The sequence below is a fragment of the Elizabethkingia argenteiflava genome (genome assembly GCF_009904105.1).
Classification (GTDB): domain Bacteria; phylum Bacteroidota; class Bacteroidia; order Flavobacteriales; family Weeksellaceae; genus Elizabethkingia; species Elizabethkingia argenteiflava.
The window spans coordinates 1-14,424 of sequence record NZ_JAAABJ010000595.1; the positions used below are offsets into that span (position 1 = coordinate 1).

11 protein-coding genes are annotated in these 14,424 nt (G+C 37.5%); 4 read left to right on the forward strand and 7 right to left on the reverse strand.

Annotated elements, in window-relative coordinates; all coding sequences use genetic code 11:
* Nucleotides 1-478: 478 nt before the first annotated feature.
* Together thiL and GNY06_RS09845 are read right to left on the reverse strand one after the other, a co-directional pair.
* Nucleotides 479-1,534: a thiamine-phosphate kinase gene (gene thiL, locus GNY06_RS09840; protein WP_166519911.1), complete on the reverse strand. Its 1,056-nt coding sequence runs from the start codon at nucleotides 1,532-1,534 to the stop codon at nucleotides 479-481.
* Nucleotides 1,535-1,538: 4 nt separating this feature from the next.
* Nucleotides 1,539-2,033: an acyl-CoA thioesterase gene (locus GNY06_RS09845; RefSeq protein WP_166519912.1), complete on the reverse strand. Its 495-nt coding sequence runs from the start codon at nucleotides 2,031-2,033 to the stop codon at nucleotides 1,539-1,541.
* Between the two features lie 124 nt (nucleotides 2,034-2,157).
* Between GNY06_RS09845 and GNY06_RS09850 the strand changes: the two genes are divergently transcribed.
* A complete protein-coding gene (locus GNY06_RS09850; RefSeq protein ID WP_166519913.1) occupies nucleotides 2,158-3,390 on the forward strand; it encodes an aminoacetone oxidase family FAD-binding enzyme in 1,233 nt (410 codons plus the stop codon).
* 187 nt (nucleotides 3,391-3,577) lie between these two features.
* Here GNY06_RS09850 and mutS read toward each other — a convergent pair whose 3' ends face one another.
* Nucleotides 3,578-6,166, reverse strand: coding sequence for a DNA mismatch repair protein MutS (gene mutS / locus GNY06_RS09855; RefSeq protein ID WP_166519914.1), 2,589 nt, complete (start codon nucleotides 6,164-6,166; stop codon nucleotides 3,578-3,580).
* Nucleotides 6,167-6,321: 155 nt separating this feature from the next.
* On the opposite strand from mutS, the gene GNY06_RS09860 reads away from it, so the two are divergent.
* On the forward strand, nucleotides 6,322-6,855 hold the full coding sequence (locus GNY06_RS09860; protein WP_166519915.1) for an RNA methyltransferase: 534 nt from the start codon (nucleotides 6,322-6,324) through the stop codon (nucleotides 6,853-6,855).
* Between the two features lie 493 nt (nucleotides 6,856-7,348).
* Here the strand turns inward: GNY06_RS09860 and ypfJ are convergent, their stop codons facing one another.
* From ypfJ to GNY06_RS09875, 3 genes are all read right to left on the reverse strand, one after another.
* The gene (gene ypfJ / locus GNY06_RS09865) at nucleotides 7,349-8,206 is read right to left on the reverse strand and encodes a KPN_02809 family neutral zinc metallopeptidase (RefSeq protein WP_166519916.1); all 858 of its coding nucleotides are present in this window, start codon (nucleotides 8,204-8,206) and stop codon (nucleotides 7,349-7,351) included.
* A 57-nt stretch (nucleotides 8,207-8,263) separates the two neighbouring features.
* Nucleotides 8,264-10,318 carry an LTA synthase family protein gene (locus tag GNY06_RS09870; RefSeq protein WP_244614410.1) on the reverse strand — a complete coding sequence of 685 codons (2,055 nt, stop codon included), beginning with the start codon at nucleotides 10,316-10,318 and terminating at the stop codon, nucleotides 8,264-8,266.
* Nucleotides 10,319-10,384: 66 nt separating this feature from the next.
* On the reverse strand, nucleotides 10,385-10,768 hold the full coding sequence (locus tag GNY06_RS09875; protein ID WP_166519917.1) for a hypothetical protein: 384 nt from the start codon (nucleotides 10,766-10,768) through the stop codon (nucleotides 10,385-10,387).
* Nucleotides 10,769-10,813: 45 nt separating this feature from the next.
* On the opposite strand from GNY06_RS09875, the gene GNY06_RS09880 reads away from it, so the two are divergent.
* Both GNY06_RS09880 and GNY06_RS09885 read left to right on the forward strand, forming a co-directional pair.
* Nucleotides 10,814-12,316 carry a S41 family peptidase gene (locus tag GNY06_RS09880; RefSeq protein ID WP_166519918.1) on the forward strand — a complete coding sequence of 501 codons (1,503 nt, stop codon included), beginning with the start codon at nucleotides 10,814-10,816 and terminating at the stop codon, nucleotides 12,314-12,316.
* A gap of 31 nt (nucleotides 12,317-12,347) precedes the next feature.
* Nucleotides 12,348-13,880 (forward strand): S41 family peptidase, encoded by a 1,533-nt coding sequence (locus tag GNY06_RS09885; protein ID WP_166519919.1) that lies wholly within the window; start codon nucleotides 12,348-12,350, stop codon nucleotides 13,878-13,880.
* A 45-nt stretch (nucleotides 13,881-13,925) separates the two neighbouring features.
* On the opposite strand, the gene ribH is transcribed toward GNY06_RS09885, so the two are convergent.
* Entirely contained in the window at nucleotides 13,926-14,414 is a 489-nt protein-coding gene (gene ribH / locus GNY06_RS09890) for a 6,7-dimethyl-8-ribityllumazine synthase (RefSeq protein WP_166519920.1), read from the reverse strand.
* Nucleotides 14,415-14,424 lie beyond the last annotated feature (10 nt).

Sequence of the window (14,424 nt, forward strand, 5' to 3'; positions counted from 1 at the left end):
AAAACGATATGTAAATACAAGGACAATTAATCTCTAGTTCTGGATAGAGATTGCATAATCCACTAGTCAGGTTTCGATTTACGGCTGAAAAATTATTTAGTCTTGATCATTTTGTGTTTTAAATTTTTAATATACATCATTTTGTTTTTTAAGTATCTGTTAAGTTATTTATATCCTAAGCAGGTAGAAAAAGAATTAACTAAATAAAAGTACAAAAATATATTTAAATGATGCATAAAAATGTATAATTTTTATTAAAAGTGGAATAATCCAGTAGTTTATACCCTTTGTGTGCTTTTGGAAAACAGTTTGTTGGGTGGGTAACACCAAGCGGTATATTTCTTATTAGATCGAATAAGAACGCATAAGATGGGTAATAAAAAAAGAGGAGATATTAGCAGGAATAAGATTGAATATCGGAAATGCTGAAAGGGAGATTCATAAAAAAAGGAAGATTTTAATATCCTCCTTTTTTATTCTATTGGCGTTTTAAAAAAGCATCCCAGCCCTGAGCTGTAAGCTTGATTAATTCATGGGAGCCTCTTGCTACCATATAGTTCCCTTGTTGGGCTTCTACGGCGTGCCCAATAACAGTGAAATCTGGGTGGTTTTTAATTTTTTCATAATCATTTGGGCATATTGTGAATAGCAATTCATAGTCTTCGCCTCCGTTTAGCGCAGCAATAACCGGATTAAAATTAAGCTCTTCGGCGGTGCTTATCGTTTGGTTATCTAGGGGTATTTTTTCTTCATATAAGTGAAAGCCTACCTTAGATTGATCGGCAAGATGTAGGATTTCTGATGCCAATCCATCTGAAATATCGATCATCGACGTAGGTGAAATTCCTAATTCCTCTAGTGTGTTACGGATATCAGTACGCGCTTCTGGTTTCAACTGTCTTTGAAGAATATAATCATAACCTTCCATTTCTGGTTGCATATGAGGGTTGGCAAGATAAACCGAGTGTTCTCTTTCCAATATTTGTAACCCCATATAGGCACCCCCTAGATCTCCAGTTACGACTAATAGATCATTAGGTTGAGCAGTAGAACGTTTAATAATTTTTTCTTCATCTTGTAGGCCTATGGCACTGATGCTAATTACCAAGCCGGCTTGCGAACTGGTGGTATCTCCGCCAATAAGATCTACTTTGTAATGTTGGCAGGCAAGAGCAATGCCTGCATACAACTCTTCAAAAGCTTCTACAGGAAAGCGATTAGAAGCGGCTAATCCAACTAAAATTTGTGTAGGAACCGCGTTCATAGCAGCTAAGTCGCTTAGGTTGGAGACAACAGCTTTATAACCTAAATGTTTTAAGGGAACATACCCCAGGTTAAAGTGTACATTTTCGGCTAAAATATCAGTAGTCACCACCACTCGTTTTTCTCCTGGATGAATAATGGCAGCATCATCGCCCACACCCAAAGAGGAGGAAGGCTGTTCCAGAGCGAACTTTTCTGTGAGATGCTTAATCAGTCCAAATTCACCGAGAGTGGATACTGGGGTTAAGGGTGTCTTTTTATCTTCGAGCATACATTTACTTAAACAGGTTGGGATCTACATTTTCAGGAAGTGGAGAAATTTTTTTTAAATCTTCTCGCTTTATAATTTCGATATTATCCGTTTTATATTTTTGGAAACAAACCAATAGATCATCAGGAGGAGTGGTTAGCTTTCGTACTATAGTATCAATCCATACTCCGACCACTTTGGCAGTAGCACAATGAGTGCCGTCGGGTAAATAAAATTTATGGGTAAAGGAATAGATAGAGCCATCTTCAGACATGCCCGAAACTTCTAAACCCACATATACAGTTTGATCTGCCATAATTTCTTTAAAGAAAGAATACTCTTCCCTTAAAACTACAGGGCCTACTCCCCAGTGTATAAGTTGGGAAATGCCTATACCATGGGCCTTCATAAAAGCCATGCGGGTTTGCGCACAAAACATAACATAGGAGGAATTGGCTAAATGGCGGTTGGCGTCGATATCCGACCATCTTACTTCAAATTTGTGATAATATGCAGACATACTCATAAACATAAAAAGGCTATACTTTTATAGTGTACTGATAGTGCAGCTATAGCCAGCCTCAAAATTAAGGATAAATGATGGTTTATAAAAATTGTAATTTTGTGGCTTGCCTTGTATTAAGATGAATAGTTTAAAAAAGAAAAAACTTGTAATTGTAGGGGGAGGAGCGGCAGGCTTCTTTACTGCAGCCAATGTAGATGGAGATCAATATGATATTTGTATTCTGGAGCAATCTGGGGATGTTTTGCAGAAAGTGAAAATATCTGGTGGGGGAAGGTGTAATGTTAGTCATGCTTGTTTTGATCCTCGCGAACTCATATCTTTTTATCCGAGAGGAAATAAAGAATTACTGAGTGTTTTTACCAAATTTCAACCCAGCGATACTATGGAATGGTTTCAACAGCGTGGAGTAGCCTTAAAGATAGAAGAAGATAATCGTATTTTTCCCCATACAGATTCTTCTGCCAGTATTATTAATGCCTTAATGGAGGCCGCTCTTCAGAATGGGGCAAAAATTTTAACGAATAAAGTCGTCAAAAAAATAGAAAAGAGAGATAAAAATTGGATTATCAAAACAGCTTCAGAAGAATTTATAGGGGATAGTGTCGTTTTTTGTACCGGAAGTTCACCTAAATCTTATCAACTTTTAAGAGACTTAGGTTTTGATATGGTAGATTTGGTGCCCTCCCTTTTTACGTTTAATATTAAAAATAAAAGTATTGAAGGCTTTATGGGAACTTCTTTTCCTCGGGCATGGGTAGAGCTTCCCCGCCTAAAAAAAGAAGTAGCAGGCCCCTTATTAATTACGCATTGGGGATTAAGCGGCCCCGCAGTGCTTAAATTATCCGCTTGGTGTGCGCGTGAGTTATTTGCAATGGATTATCAGGTGGAGGTAGTGGTTAATTTCTTGGGTATGCACCGGTCAAATGCCGAAGCTATATTGAATGATTTTAAGTCCAAAAATGCTAAAAAAAATATAGGTCAGGCAAAGATTTTTGAGCTTACCCATAGATTTTGGAATGCCAGTTTAGAAATGAAGGGTATTAATCCCTCTAAAACTATGGGGAATATCAGTAATAGGGAAGTACAACTGATACTAGACCACCTTTGCAATAATAGGATGCAGGTGAAGGGTAAAAGCACTTTTAAAGATGAATTTGTAACTGCAGGCGGAGTAGACCTTAAGGAAATAGAGTTTAAAACAATGCAGACTAAGAAGCATGCCAATTTTTATTTAGCAGGAGAAGTATTAAATATTGATGCCGTGACTGGCGGATTTAACTTTCAGGCCTGTTGGAGCGAGGCTTGGCTAATTGCACAAGCGCTTAATAGGACTAAAGAATTAGTCTCATAGCGGTACGCAATCAAAGCTATAAGATGTCCTCCTTTCTTAAGAGGTTTGGGTAAACCCTGCTCCAGTTTTAAGAGGAAATGATGTTGATTTCTAAAGAGAAGAAATATAAAAAGAGTGGATAGGTATGAAACCATCCGCTCTTTTTATAATAATAGTTTTGTTCCTTCTAATCCCTTTCGTAATCTATTTAGTCTCCAATCATTTTCTTAATGGCATTTAGTTTCATCAGGGCTTCAATAGGCGTTAAAGTATTGATATCTATTTTATTCAGTTCTTCTCTAATATTTTCTAACACAGGATCGTCGAGTTGAAAGAAGCTGAGCTGTAAATTTTCTTCTGTGATGCGCTTGGTTTTTTCCGCCGGAGTACTCGGGGAGCGAGAATCTTCAAGGGTTTTCAATATTTCTTGGGCACGGCGAATCACCTTTGAGGGCATGCCGGCTAGTTTGGCGACGTGAATCCCAAAGCTATGCTCGCTACCCCCTGGGATGAGTTTTCTTAAAAATATAATATTCCCTTTATTTTCCCGTATACTCACACTAAAATTTTTAATTCTATTGAAAGTGAGAGTCATCTCGTTTAGTTCGTGATAATGGGTTGCAAAAAGGGTTTTGGGTTTTGTAGGGTGCTGATGGAGATATTCTGCAATTGACCACGCGATGGAAACGCCATCATAGGTACTGGTACCCCGACCTATTTCGTCGAGTAGAATTAAGGAGCGATCGGATATATTGTTCAGAATATTAGCGGCTTCATTCATTTCCACCATAAAGGTAGACTCACCAGCGCTCAAATTATCCGAGGCGCCTACTCGGGTAAATATTTTATCCAATAGACCTATTTCGGCATGTTTGGCTGGAACATAGCTGCCGATCTGTGCTAAAAGGCAAATGATGGCGGTTTGTCTTAAAATAGCAGACTTCCCCGCCATATTAGGGCCTGTTACCATAATGATTTGTTGGGACTCTTGATCCAGATAAATATCGTTTGGAATATATTTTTCTCCTAAGTTTAAGGATTTTTCAATAATAGGATGTCGTCCCCCCGAAATATTTAGGGCAAAGTTTTCATTGAGTATGGGCTTGGTATATTGTTCCTGTAATGAGAGTTCGGATAAACCTACAGCACAGTCTAATTCAGCGATGCGGGTAGCATTTTCTTGGATCAGGTCTATATATTGAAGCAGCAGGTTGCAGCTAGAACGATATAATTCCGCTTCTAGAAGCAAAATTTTTTCTTCGGCGCCTAAAATTTGATTTTCATATTCTTTGAGCTCTTGGGTAATGTAGCGCTCTGCATTAACCAGAGTTTGTTTCCTGACCCAATCTTCAGGAACTTTATCTTTATGTGTATTTCTTACCTCTATGAAATAGCCAAATACATTATTAAAATCTATTTTGAGGCTGGTTATACCTGTTCGCTTAATTTCGCGATCTCTCATTTCGTCTAAGAAATGTTTTCCTTTGAATTGCAGGTTTCTTAGCTGATCCAGTTCTTCACAGACGCCCGCTTTAATCACATTTCCTTTGCTCAGATGAACAGGCAATTCTTCATTAAGGTGGTGATGGAGATGCTTTAGGATCTCGCTCAGATCCTGCAGCGGATCTAAGTATTTTAGAACATTCGGATAGGGGTTTAATAAGTTTTTAATGCGATGAATACTTTCTAAGGATTCCCGCAAATAGCCTAATTCTTTAGGCGTGATCTTTTGGGCGGCCAGTTTACCCATGAGTCGATCCAGATCCGAGATGGACTTGAGCTGTAAGGAAATATTATATTTTAATAAATCCTGTTTGTTTAAAAAATCGATGAGACTAAGCCTGCGGTTGATTTCGGGTAGATTCTTTAGCGGAAGAATTAATCGCCGCCTTAGCAGTCTGCCTCCCATGGGGGTATAGGTTTTATCAATAATATCCAACAGGCTTTTTCCTTTTTGCTGGTTAGCGGATATGATTTCTAGATTGCGTAGGGTAAAGCCATCCATCATCAAATAGTCTTCCTGAGGAATAGATTGAATTTTTGTAATATGATTGAGCAAGTGGTGATGTGTGTCTTCCACGAGATAGGCAAAAATAGCACCCGACGCAATAATTGCCAGGCGTTGATGCTCAATGCCAAAGCCTTTTAGAGAGTTTGTTCGAAAATGTTGCGTGAGTTTTTCATAGGCATAATCATATTGGAAGGCCCAGTCTTCTAGTTTGAAGTTACTGGTGTTGTTTAGATGTTGCGGAATTTTTGTATTTCGTTGAAGGATAATCTCACTTGGGTTAAAGGTCTGGAGAAGGTGGATTAGTTTCTCCTGATTGCCTTCACTCACCAGAAATTCACCAGTTGAGATGTCCACTAAAGCAATGCCGTATTTTTCTTTTTCCTGATGCAGGGATAATAGAAAATTATTACGTTTAGCATCCAGAACTTGATCGTTAAAGGTGACGCCAGGGGTCACCAATTCAGTAACCCCTCGTTTTACTATACCTTTTACCATTTTTGGATCTTCAAGCTGATCGCAAATGGCGACGCGCATTCCTGCGCGTACTAATTTGGGGAGATAGCTATCTAGGGAGTGGTGTGGAAAACCAGCCAATTCTATGTGAGAAGCCTTACCATTGGCTCGTTTCGTTAAAACAATCCCCAGTATCTGGGAAGTTTTAATAGCATCTTGTCCAAAAGTTTCATAAAAATCACCTACACGGAACAGCAGAAGTGCGTCAGGATATTTAGCCTTTATACTGTTGTATTGCCCCATTAAAGGAGTTTCCTTCTTTTCTTTCGCCATTTTTATATCAATAGGCTTCAAATTTAAGGATTAAATTCAGGCTTTGAAAGTTTGTTTTTTCGAGCTTCCATTTTCTATGTCTGTAAAATCCTATCCTGTCAGTATATAAGTATTATCGGTTTTACTTTTGTAAATTTGCGGTTTGGAAAATTAAAATGGTAGAAAAGCTCAAACTCGAACAACTGGGTAGAGTGGACGTGGAAACGTTTAAGCAATCGGTGAAAATCCCCCTTGTTGTTGTACTAGACAGTATCCGAAGCATGAATAATGTGGGGGCTGTCTTTAGAACTGCGGATGCTTTTATTGTAGAAAAATTGGTATTGTGTGGTATTACCCCCCAACCTCCCCACCGCGAGATTCATAAAGCGGCCTTGGGGGCTACGGAAAGTGTAGAATGGTGCTATGAAAAAAATGTAGAGGATAGCATAAAACAGCTAAAATCTAATGGTTATCGTATTTTGGCCATAGAGCAAACAACGGGAAGTATAATGCTAGATCAGCAAGCTATTTCCAAACAGGAAAAATATGTTATCATTATGGGGAATGAGGTAGCAGGGGTATCCGATGAGGCTTTAGCTTTATGTGATGGATTTATAGAAGTTCCACAGTTGGGAACTAAACATTCGCTCAATGTAAGTGTATGTGCGGGGATTGTGATGTGGGAATTTTTTAAAAAACTAAATTCCTAATTGAGGAGATAAAAATTGAATGTGTTTAATAGAGAGTGATAGGCATAGGAGTATTTTTTATTTTTTGAGGGGGAGGGATTTGGAAATAAAACTCCTATCCCTTTTTATAAAAAGTCCAGCGGGGACTTTGGATTGTAGGAAACTCTTTATAGAATAAGTCCCGCTGCTGGACATTGAAAACTTTTTTGCATGTAGGCGCCGACAGTTAAGAGGGGATTTGCTGGGAGTCAGTATTAGAGCTTCTTTTTTATTCCCAGAATGGGGCTAACCTCTACTTGGTTGTAAGTATAAGGATAGCTAAAAAAATCTGATCAAAAGATCTCTCCAGTTTTTTCGCAAGTTTTTAAACAGAGGTATATAGATTTATAAAAGTAATTCTCTCCCTATAATAAAGTATTTTTTATAATCATAATTTTTTTTAGACGATTTTACCCGTTATACGGGTGAGGTTGATTTTATCTATATCTCTATTGATGGTATTTAGTCTTGTATTTTACTGTAATAAAGATTTAAAAGTATCTCCTTGCTTAATATCGCCAGTATTATAGCCTTTCATAAACCACTCTACTCTTTGTGCGGAAGAACCGTGGGTAAAAGATTCTTGATTAATATAGCCATAGGTTCTCCTCTGTATATTATCATCCCCCGCCACTTGGGCTGCATTCACTGCAGCTTCAATATCTCCAGGTTCTAGAATAGCACCTTTTAAACGATTATTGTTGTTTTTAGCCCAAACACCAGCATAAAAATCAGCTTGGAGTTCCAGAGCAACAGAAATTCGGTTCATTTTTGCTGTGGAATAGCGGCCACTTTTTCTTAACTGATCAATTTTTTTTGTGGTACCCATCAAATTTTGGATGTGATGCCCCACTTCATGTCCTAAAACGTAAGCAATGGTAAACTCGCTTACTTGGCCACCGTATACGGATTGTAAATCCTCGAAGAAGTTCATATCCACATATATGGTCTGATCAGAGGGACAATAAAAAGGACCCATAGATACTTGTGCAGAGCCACAATCCGAATGAGTAGTCTTTTCGAAAATAACAATTTTCGGAGGAGCATAGCTCAATTTATTGTCCTTAAAAATTTGTGACCAAGTCGCCTCGTTCCAAGCGGCGATCATTTGTACAAATTGCTTTACGTTTTTATCTTCTTTACTGAGAAAGAGATGTTTGGTTGTGTTAGATGCCGTAGATTCAGGATTGAACAAATTGGAAACATTTCCTCCGAGGAAGAAGAGGAAAGTTCCGACAATAATCGCTCCTAGTCCACTACCGACAATAATGCCTTTCCAGGCTTTTACACGGCGGTCTTCTACGTTGTTGCTTCTTTCATTTGTCCATTTCATTTTCTATTTTTTTTTGGGGTTAAGATATATGAGATAAGTATTTATTTTTTCATCTATTTATGGGTAAACGCGTTTATAATTGGTCATAGCTTCGTTTACCAAATTTCGGATAGGTTGCTTTATGGGGGCTGGGTAATAGTAAATATTAAATTCAGCCGGAAGATTCGAATATTTTTGTTGAAGTTGGTATTGTTTTATTGATGTATCCGCAGAGATAATGGTTAAATAATTATCCTTGATGTATCCCAAATCTTGTTGTGAAGCAATATAGGCCCTTGGGATATAGTTGGGCTTCATTACATCTCGACCTAAAAACACATCAGGATGACTAAAATTTAAGAGCCCCCAAAGGGTAGGCATTAGGTCGATTTGAGACATAAGGGTGTTAAAGTGTTGAGCAGGTATAGAACCATCGGGTGAATAGATCATAGCCGGAATACGGTAGCCCTCTACAGATAGTTCCGACTTTCCTGTAGTATAACTACAGTGGTCGGCAACAATTACAAATACCGTATTATTATACCATTTTTGCCGTTTCGCCATCTCAAAAAACTTGCGAAGAGAATAGTCGGTATATTTCACTCCCCCCTCGCGTGACTTGGCTGTACTCGGGATCTCAATTTTACCATCTGGATAAGTGAAGGGCCTATGGTTGCTCGCTGTCATCCAGTGGTTGAAAAAGGGTTTTCCGCTATCCGCTTCCCCGTTCATAATTTGAATGGCTTTTCTAGCCATATCCTCATCAGAAATCCCCCAAGTATTGGCAAAGGAGATCTCATGGGGTCTAAAACTTTCAGGTCCTACAACATCGTATCCGTTTTTTCTAAAAAAATCCTGCATATTATCAAAGCCGTTATAGCCTCCGTATAGATATTTTATAAGATAGCCTTTGGACTTAAAAACACCTCCAGAGGTATTCTTATTGCTGCTATTTTTTCGTTTTACAATGCTCTCTTCAACTGTAGGGGGAATATTTAAGGTGAGGGCCTCTAATCCGTATACGGAGCGGATACCGGTAGCATACATATTAGTAAACAGGAGACTTTTTTGCGCCAGGCTATCTAAGAAAGGAGTGAGGTTTTGAGTGTTTCCATAATGTGCTAAGAAGCTCGCGGATATACTTTTTACGGAGATTAAAACCACATTTTTATGTTGTTCTTCGGCCTCTCCTTTTATAATCTTGGGTGGATTTGGAGGTGGGGCCTGAGACACAAATTGATAAGTTTGTGACGAAGCAAGGGTAGGAGAATTAAAATCATTGGTATTATTGTTATGAATAAAAGTCTGATAAAGTTTATATAATCCATTCGCTTCGATTTCTCTATAAAAATTATTAGGATGCTTGGATTGCCCCATAAACGAAATTAAAAACAAGCCAATAAGCACTGCCGAAATGATATATGGAAAAATTAATTTCAACTTTTGTTGGAAGGTTGGCAATTGTATAAGATTATCTTTTGTTTTATCATAAATTATCCAAGTGAGACATAGGGATATAGGGATTATGACAGAGAGTAATATTGAAATGGGATAAGACTCTAATATATTTCCAATCAGTAGTTTGAAGTTTTGAATATAATCTAAGGCGATAAAATTATAACGCGTTCCAAATTCATTCCAGAACAAAAATTCGCCTACGGCATTCAGTAGAATGAAGAAAATATAAAAAAATATAATAAAAAAATATATGGTATTTCTAACAATGAATCTACTCGTATTAGAGTATAATAATAAGGCGAATATTAAGGTTTTAATACTTAATAATATGATGATTATAGCATATAGATTTCCATGTTCTCGAAAAATTCTGATGGGATAAAAAATACAGTATAAAGTCGTAAAAATTAATATTGCTAAAATTATTCCCCCCCAAGGGTGGTAGTATTTGGTATTGGAGATAAAAGTTAAGTACAAGACAAATAAAGAACTAAGTAAAACAAAGATGAGCGCATCATTGATAAAACCTATAAGAGACATTTGAGTACCCTCCAGTATGCTAAATCTACTGGTGGTAAGGGGATGAAAAATAAAAATAAATCTTAAAATAAAAGAAATTAATATATAGAAAGCCCCCAAATAGATAAAAGGCTGTAATCTTTTGAGATACATCATCGGAAATTTTTTCAAAAAAATTAAACAAAAAGAATAGCTCAAATACCGCTTTGAGTAGGATAGCCTTTATTTGAGTATAAATTTTACTGGTTTGAAATATTCGGTGGAGTCAATTTTAAAAATCACACCATTTCCGTAAAAGCTCTGTTGAGGTGTATAATCGTGTATTCTCCTAGTCTCAGCAATTAAATTAATGTGGTAAGTACTATTTTCCTTGTCTGAAGGTTTAATTTCTTGTCTAATTCTGTTGAGGGTAACAGCAATAGGATCCATCCCTTTTCCCGTCGTATTAAATACCACCTCATAACCTTTTTCGTCTCGTATATTATAAATTTTATAGGAGGCGTTTTTTATTGATTTGGTTTTCTGGAGGCTATTGCTCTTACAGGAAATGCAGGGGAGCGACAATAAGTTTGTAAAAAACAAACTATATATTAATATGTTTTTCATATATTTAATATTAAATGATTGGTTAAACAAACTTAATAAATTAAAATGAAATTTTTAAATAAATTACTATTTGTTATTGTTACGGGCTTTACTTGTATAATTTCATGTAATAGGGATTTTGAAGCTTCACATATTATAGAGCCTAAAAATGTAAAGCCTGAAAATGAATTTGTATGGAAAGCGCTAAATTCATGGTATTACTGGCAAGAAAAGGTACCGAATCTTGCAGATAATTTTAAAGGATCTCCTCAGTACGTAAATTTTTTAGCCTCTAAAAATCCATCTGATTTATTTAATGCCTTGCTATATACTCAGGATATTGATCGGTTTTCTTGGATTATACCCAATATTTACCAGAATTATAGAAGTACTGGTTTGGACTACAGTGTATACCCCAAAGGAAGGAAACAAAACGATTATATAGGCATTGTAAACTACGTAGTACCCGATTCTCCAGCTGCCCATGCAGGAATAAAAAGGGGAGATGTGATTACAAAAGTCAATGGAAATATGCTCAGCCTTTCTAATTCAAAAGAATTGGCAGGAGAGCATGTTAAACTTAGCATTGCCAGACGGGTAAGCGTTTCCCAAGATGCTGTTGTGACTTCTGAAGAAACCGATTACAGCCTTTCGGGAATAGATTTACAAGAAAACCCTGTGGCTTTTCATAAGAGCCTGAATTTTGGAGGTAAGAAAATAGGTTATTTAGTATACAATAGTTTTGAAGAAGACTACCATCAAGCCTTAAATAATGCATTTGGAGATCTGAAAAGGGAGGGTGTAACAGATCTTATACTAGATTTACGGTACAATGGAGGAGGTTCAATAGAAACCGCTGTCAGGCTTGGACAAATGGTAACAGGACAATTTACGGGCAGTCCTTATGTAAGTATTGAGTTCAATAAAAAGCATCAGGACTATAATACTACGGAGCGATTTAAGGATACGATAAGAATGTATTACCCTTATAAGGATAGAATAATCGATAAAGGAAATGCGAAAATTAATAGTTTAGGGCTTAACCAAGTCTATATACTTACCAGTGGCGGGACGGCATCTGCCAGTGAGCTAACGATACAGTCCCTCAAAGCCTATATTAAAGTGGTGACGATAGGCAACGAAACCTACGGCAAATTTTTTGGGTCCCACACTTTGTTTGATTCTCCCAACACTGATTATCTCTCTAAGAATGATAGAAATCAATCCCATAATTGGGCCCTACAACCCATTACTTTTGCTTATTATAATAGTAAGCATTGGCAGAACCCTATTAAGGGTGGTTTGAAGGTGGATTATGAAATTAATCCGGCAGATTATTTTGGTAGACTTAAAGAGTTTGGAGAGCTTTCCGATCCAGCTCTGGCAAAAGCAGTAGAACTCATCACCGGACAGAAATATACTATGGAAAATAGGAAAGCGATAGCATCTAGGAGGGATAACACGAACTATTCTGCTTTTAAAATTACTAAATTTGGAGGCAGCAGAAAAACTTTTATGCCGCTGGGTACAGAAGTTTATACTTATCCTCGGTTGAATAAAAAAAGTTAAATTAGAGTACGATAATATTACAATCTATTATATGAAAAAACTACATAGCTTATTATTTATTTCTTTATGCGGGCTATTGGTGACCTCCTGTGCCAGGGATACGATAACTCCTGAACCGTCAGGAAGCACTTCGGCTGTGAGACCGGAAAATGATTTTATATGGAAAGGTCTTAATTCTTGGTATTATTGGCAGAAAGAAGTACCTAACTTAGCCGACGGCTTTAATAAAAGGGAACAATACGCTTCCTTTATCAATTCGCTCATGCCCGACGATTTATTCTATAGCTTACTTTATCATTATCCTAAGAACGATCGTTTTTCATGGATTGAAAGGGATGGCATTATACGAGCGTTTAAGGTTAATCAGAATGCCGTAAATAAAAGTTCAGGCTTAAACTATACACTTTTTAATATATCAAATAGAAACCGCTATTTAGCCTTGGTTAATTATGTGGTTCCTAATTCTCCGGCTGCAAAAGCTGGTATCCGAAGAGGGGATGTTCTTACCAGAGTAAATGGTAGTGATATCACATCGTATGTAGAATTGGAGAGTGAAGGAGCAAGCATCAGCGTGCAGAGTAGCAGTAGAGACGATCAGAATAAAATTGTATTAGGAGAGGAAAGGGTGGTGAGTTTACGCCATGCTGAAATCAATGAAAATCCTGTCGCTTTTTATCGGGTATTTCATGAAGGGGGGAGGCGTATCTCATATTTGGTATACAATAGTTTTAAAGCGGACTTTAACGGAGAGTTGAACGCTATATTTGGAAAGATGAAACAGCAGGGGGTTACGGATTTGATTTTGGACCTTAGGTATAATGGTGGAGGATCCGTGAATACTGCTGTAGCATTAGGGCAGATGATCCTCGGTAAGCGAGGACAGCCATATGTTTATATTGAATACAATAAAAAACACTCCTCCCTAAATGGATCGGAAACATTAAAGGATCAAATAGAGATTTACCAGAAAGGCAATGTTGATAAAGAGATCGGAAAGGAAAGGATCAACGTGCTAGGCAATCTGAATAAAGTATACGTTCTCACCACCCAGGCTACGGCTTCTGCTAGTGAATTAACCATAGATGCATTAAAGCCGTATGTATCAGTGACCAGTATTGGTGAACCTACCTTTGGGAAGTTTGTAGGGTCCATTACTTTATATGATGATCCGAGGTCAGACTATACTAATTTTCAAAATAGAAATCCACGGCATAATTGGAAAATGCAACCCATTGTTTTTGCTTATTGGAACTCCAGGAAGGATCCGCATCCAGCCCCTAGCTCGGGTAATGTATATGGGGGAATACGTCCCGATATTCTTGTTGAACATAAAGATGATTTTGGGAGAATAAAAGAATTTGGAAATCTTTCAGACCCTGGATTGGCTAAGGCCTTTGAGCTTATTACCCACAGGAAGTATAGCGATCCTCCGAGTATACAGGCCTCTGTAAAAAAAAGGCAATGGAAGGAGACGATTCCTTTTTCTTTAAAATTTGTGGGGACCAACAAAACACTTAATCCTTTAGGAACAGACGCATATTTGGATGTACAACACCAAAAATAAAAAAAAAGACCTCTATATAGAGGTCTTTTTTTTAGCATTTTAATTTTAGGCTTTTATTTTCTTTTTAAACTCACTCATGTGTAATGCTGTAACCGCCGCCTCAACGCCTTTGTTACCTAATGCTCCACCACTACGAGCAATAGACTGTTCCTTATTGTCGTCGGTGAGGAGACAAAAAATGGCAGGGGTATCGGTGAGGAGATTAACATCTTTAACTCCTTGAGTAACCCCAGAGCATACATAATCAAAATGAGGCGTTTCTCCACGAATAACACATCCTATAACGATAACGGCATCATAGCGGTTAGTTTTAGCCAATTGCATACTTGCATAGCTGAGTTCAAAAGCTCCGGGAACCGAAAAAACATGGATATTCTCTTCCTTCACACCTTCTTTCTTTAGGGTATCAATGGCTCCATCTCTTAGATTATGGGTTACGAAGTTATTCCACTCGGAAACAACAATGCCGATTATCATATCATCGGCATTACTTATATCAAGCGGCTTATACGCTGATAGATCAGTTGTTGACATTTATTATATC

What these genes read in the sequence shown, in the direction of transcription:
- GNY06_RS09850 (WP_166519913.1), top strand. Translation starts at nt 2,158, where the DNA reads ATGAATAGTTTAAAAAAGAAAAAACTTGTAATTGTAGGGGGAGGAGCG.
- mutS (WP_166519914.1), bottom strand. Translation starts at nt 6,166, where the DNA reads ATGGCGAAAGAAAAGAAGGAAACTCCTTTAATGGGGCAATACAACAGT.
- GNY06_RS09870 (WP_244614410.1), bottom strand. Translation starts at nt 10,318, where the DNA reads ATGATGTATCTCAAAAGATTACAGCCTTTTATCTATTTGGGGGCTTTC.
- ypfJ (WP_166519916.1), bottom strand. Translation starts at nt 8,206, where the DNA reads ATGAAATGGACAAATGAAAGAAGCAACAACGTAGAAGACCGCCGTGTA.
- thiL (WP_166519911.1), bottom strand. Translation starts at nt 1,534, where the DNA reads ATGCTCGAAGATAAAAAGACACCCTTAACCCCAGTATCCACTCTCGGT.
- GNY06_RS09885 (WP_166519919.1), top strand. Translation starts at nt 12,348, where the DNA reads ATGAAAAAACTACATAGCTTATTATTTATTTCTTTATGCGGGCTATTG.
- GNY06_RS09875 (WP_166519917.1), bottom strand. Translation starts at nt 10,768, where the DNA reads ATGAAAAACATATTAATATATAGTTTGTTTTTTACAAACTTATTGTCG.
- ribH (WP_166519920.1), bottom strand. Translation starts at nt 14,414, where the DNA reads ATGTCAACAACTGATCTATCAGCGTATAAGCCGCTTGATATAAGTAAT.
- GNY06_RS09845 (WP_166519912.1), bottom strand. Translation starts at nt 2,033, where the DNA reads ATGTCTGCATATTATCACAAATTTGAAGTAAGATGGTCGGATATCGAC.
- GNY06_RS09860 (WP_166519915.1), top strand. Translation starts at nt 6,322, where the DNA reads ATGGTAGAAAAGCTCAAACTCGAACAACTGGGTAGAGTGGACGTGGAA.
- GNY06_RS09880 (WP_166519918.1), top strand. Translation starts at nt 10,814, where the DNA reads ATGAAATTTTTAAATAAATTACTATTTGTTATTGTTACGGGCTTTACT.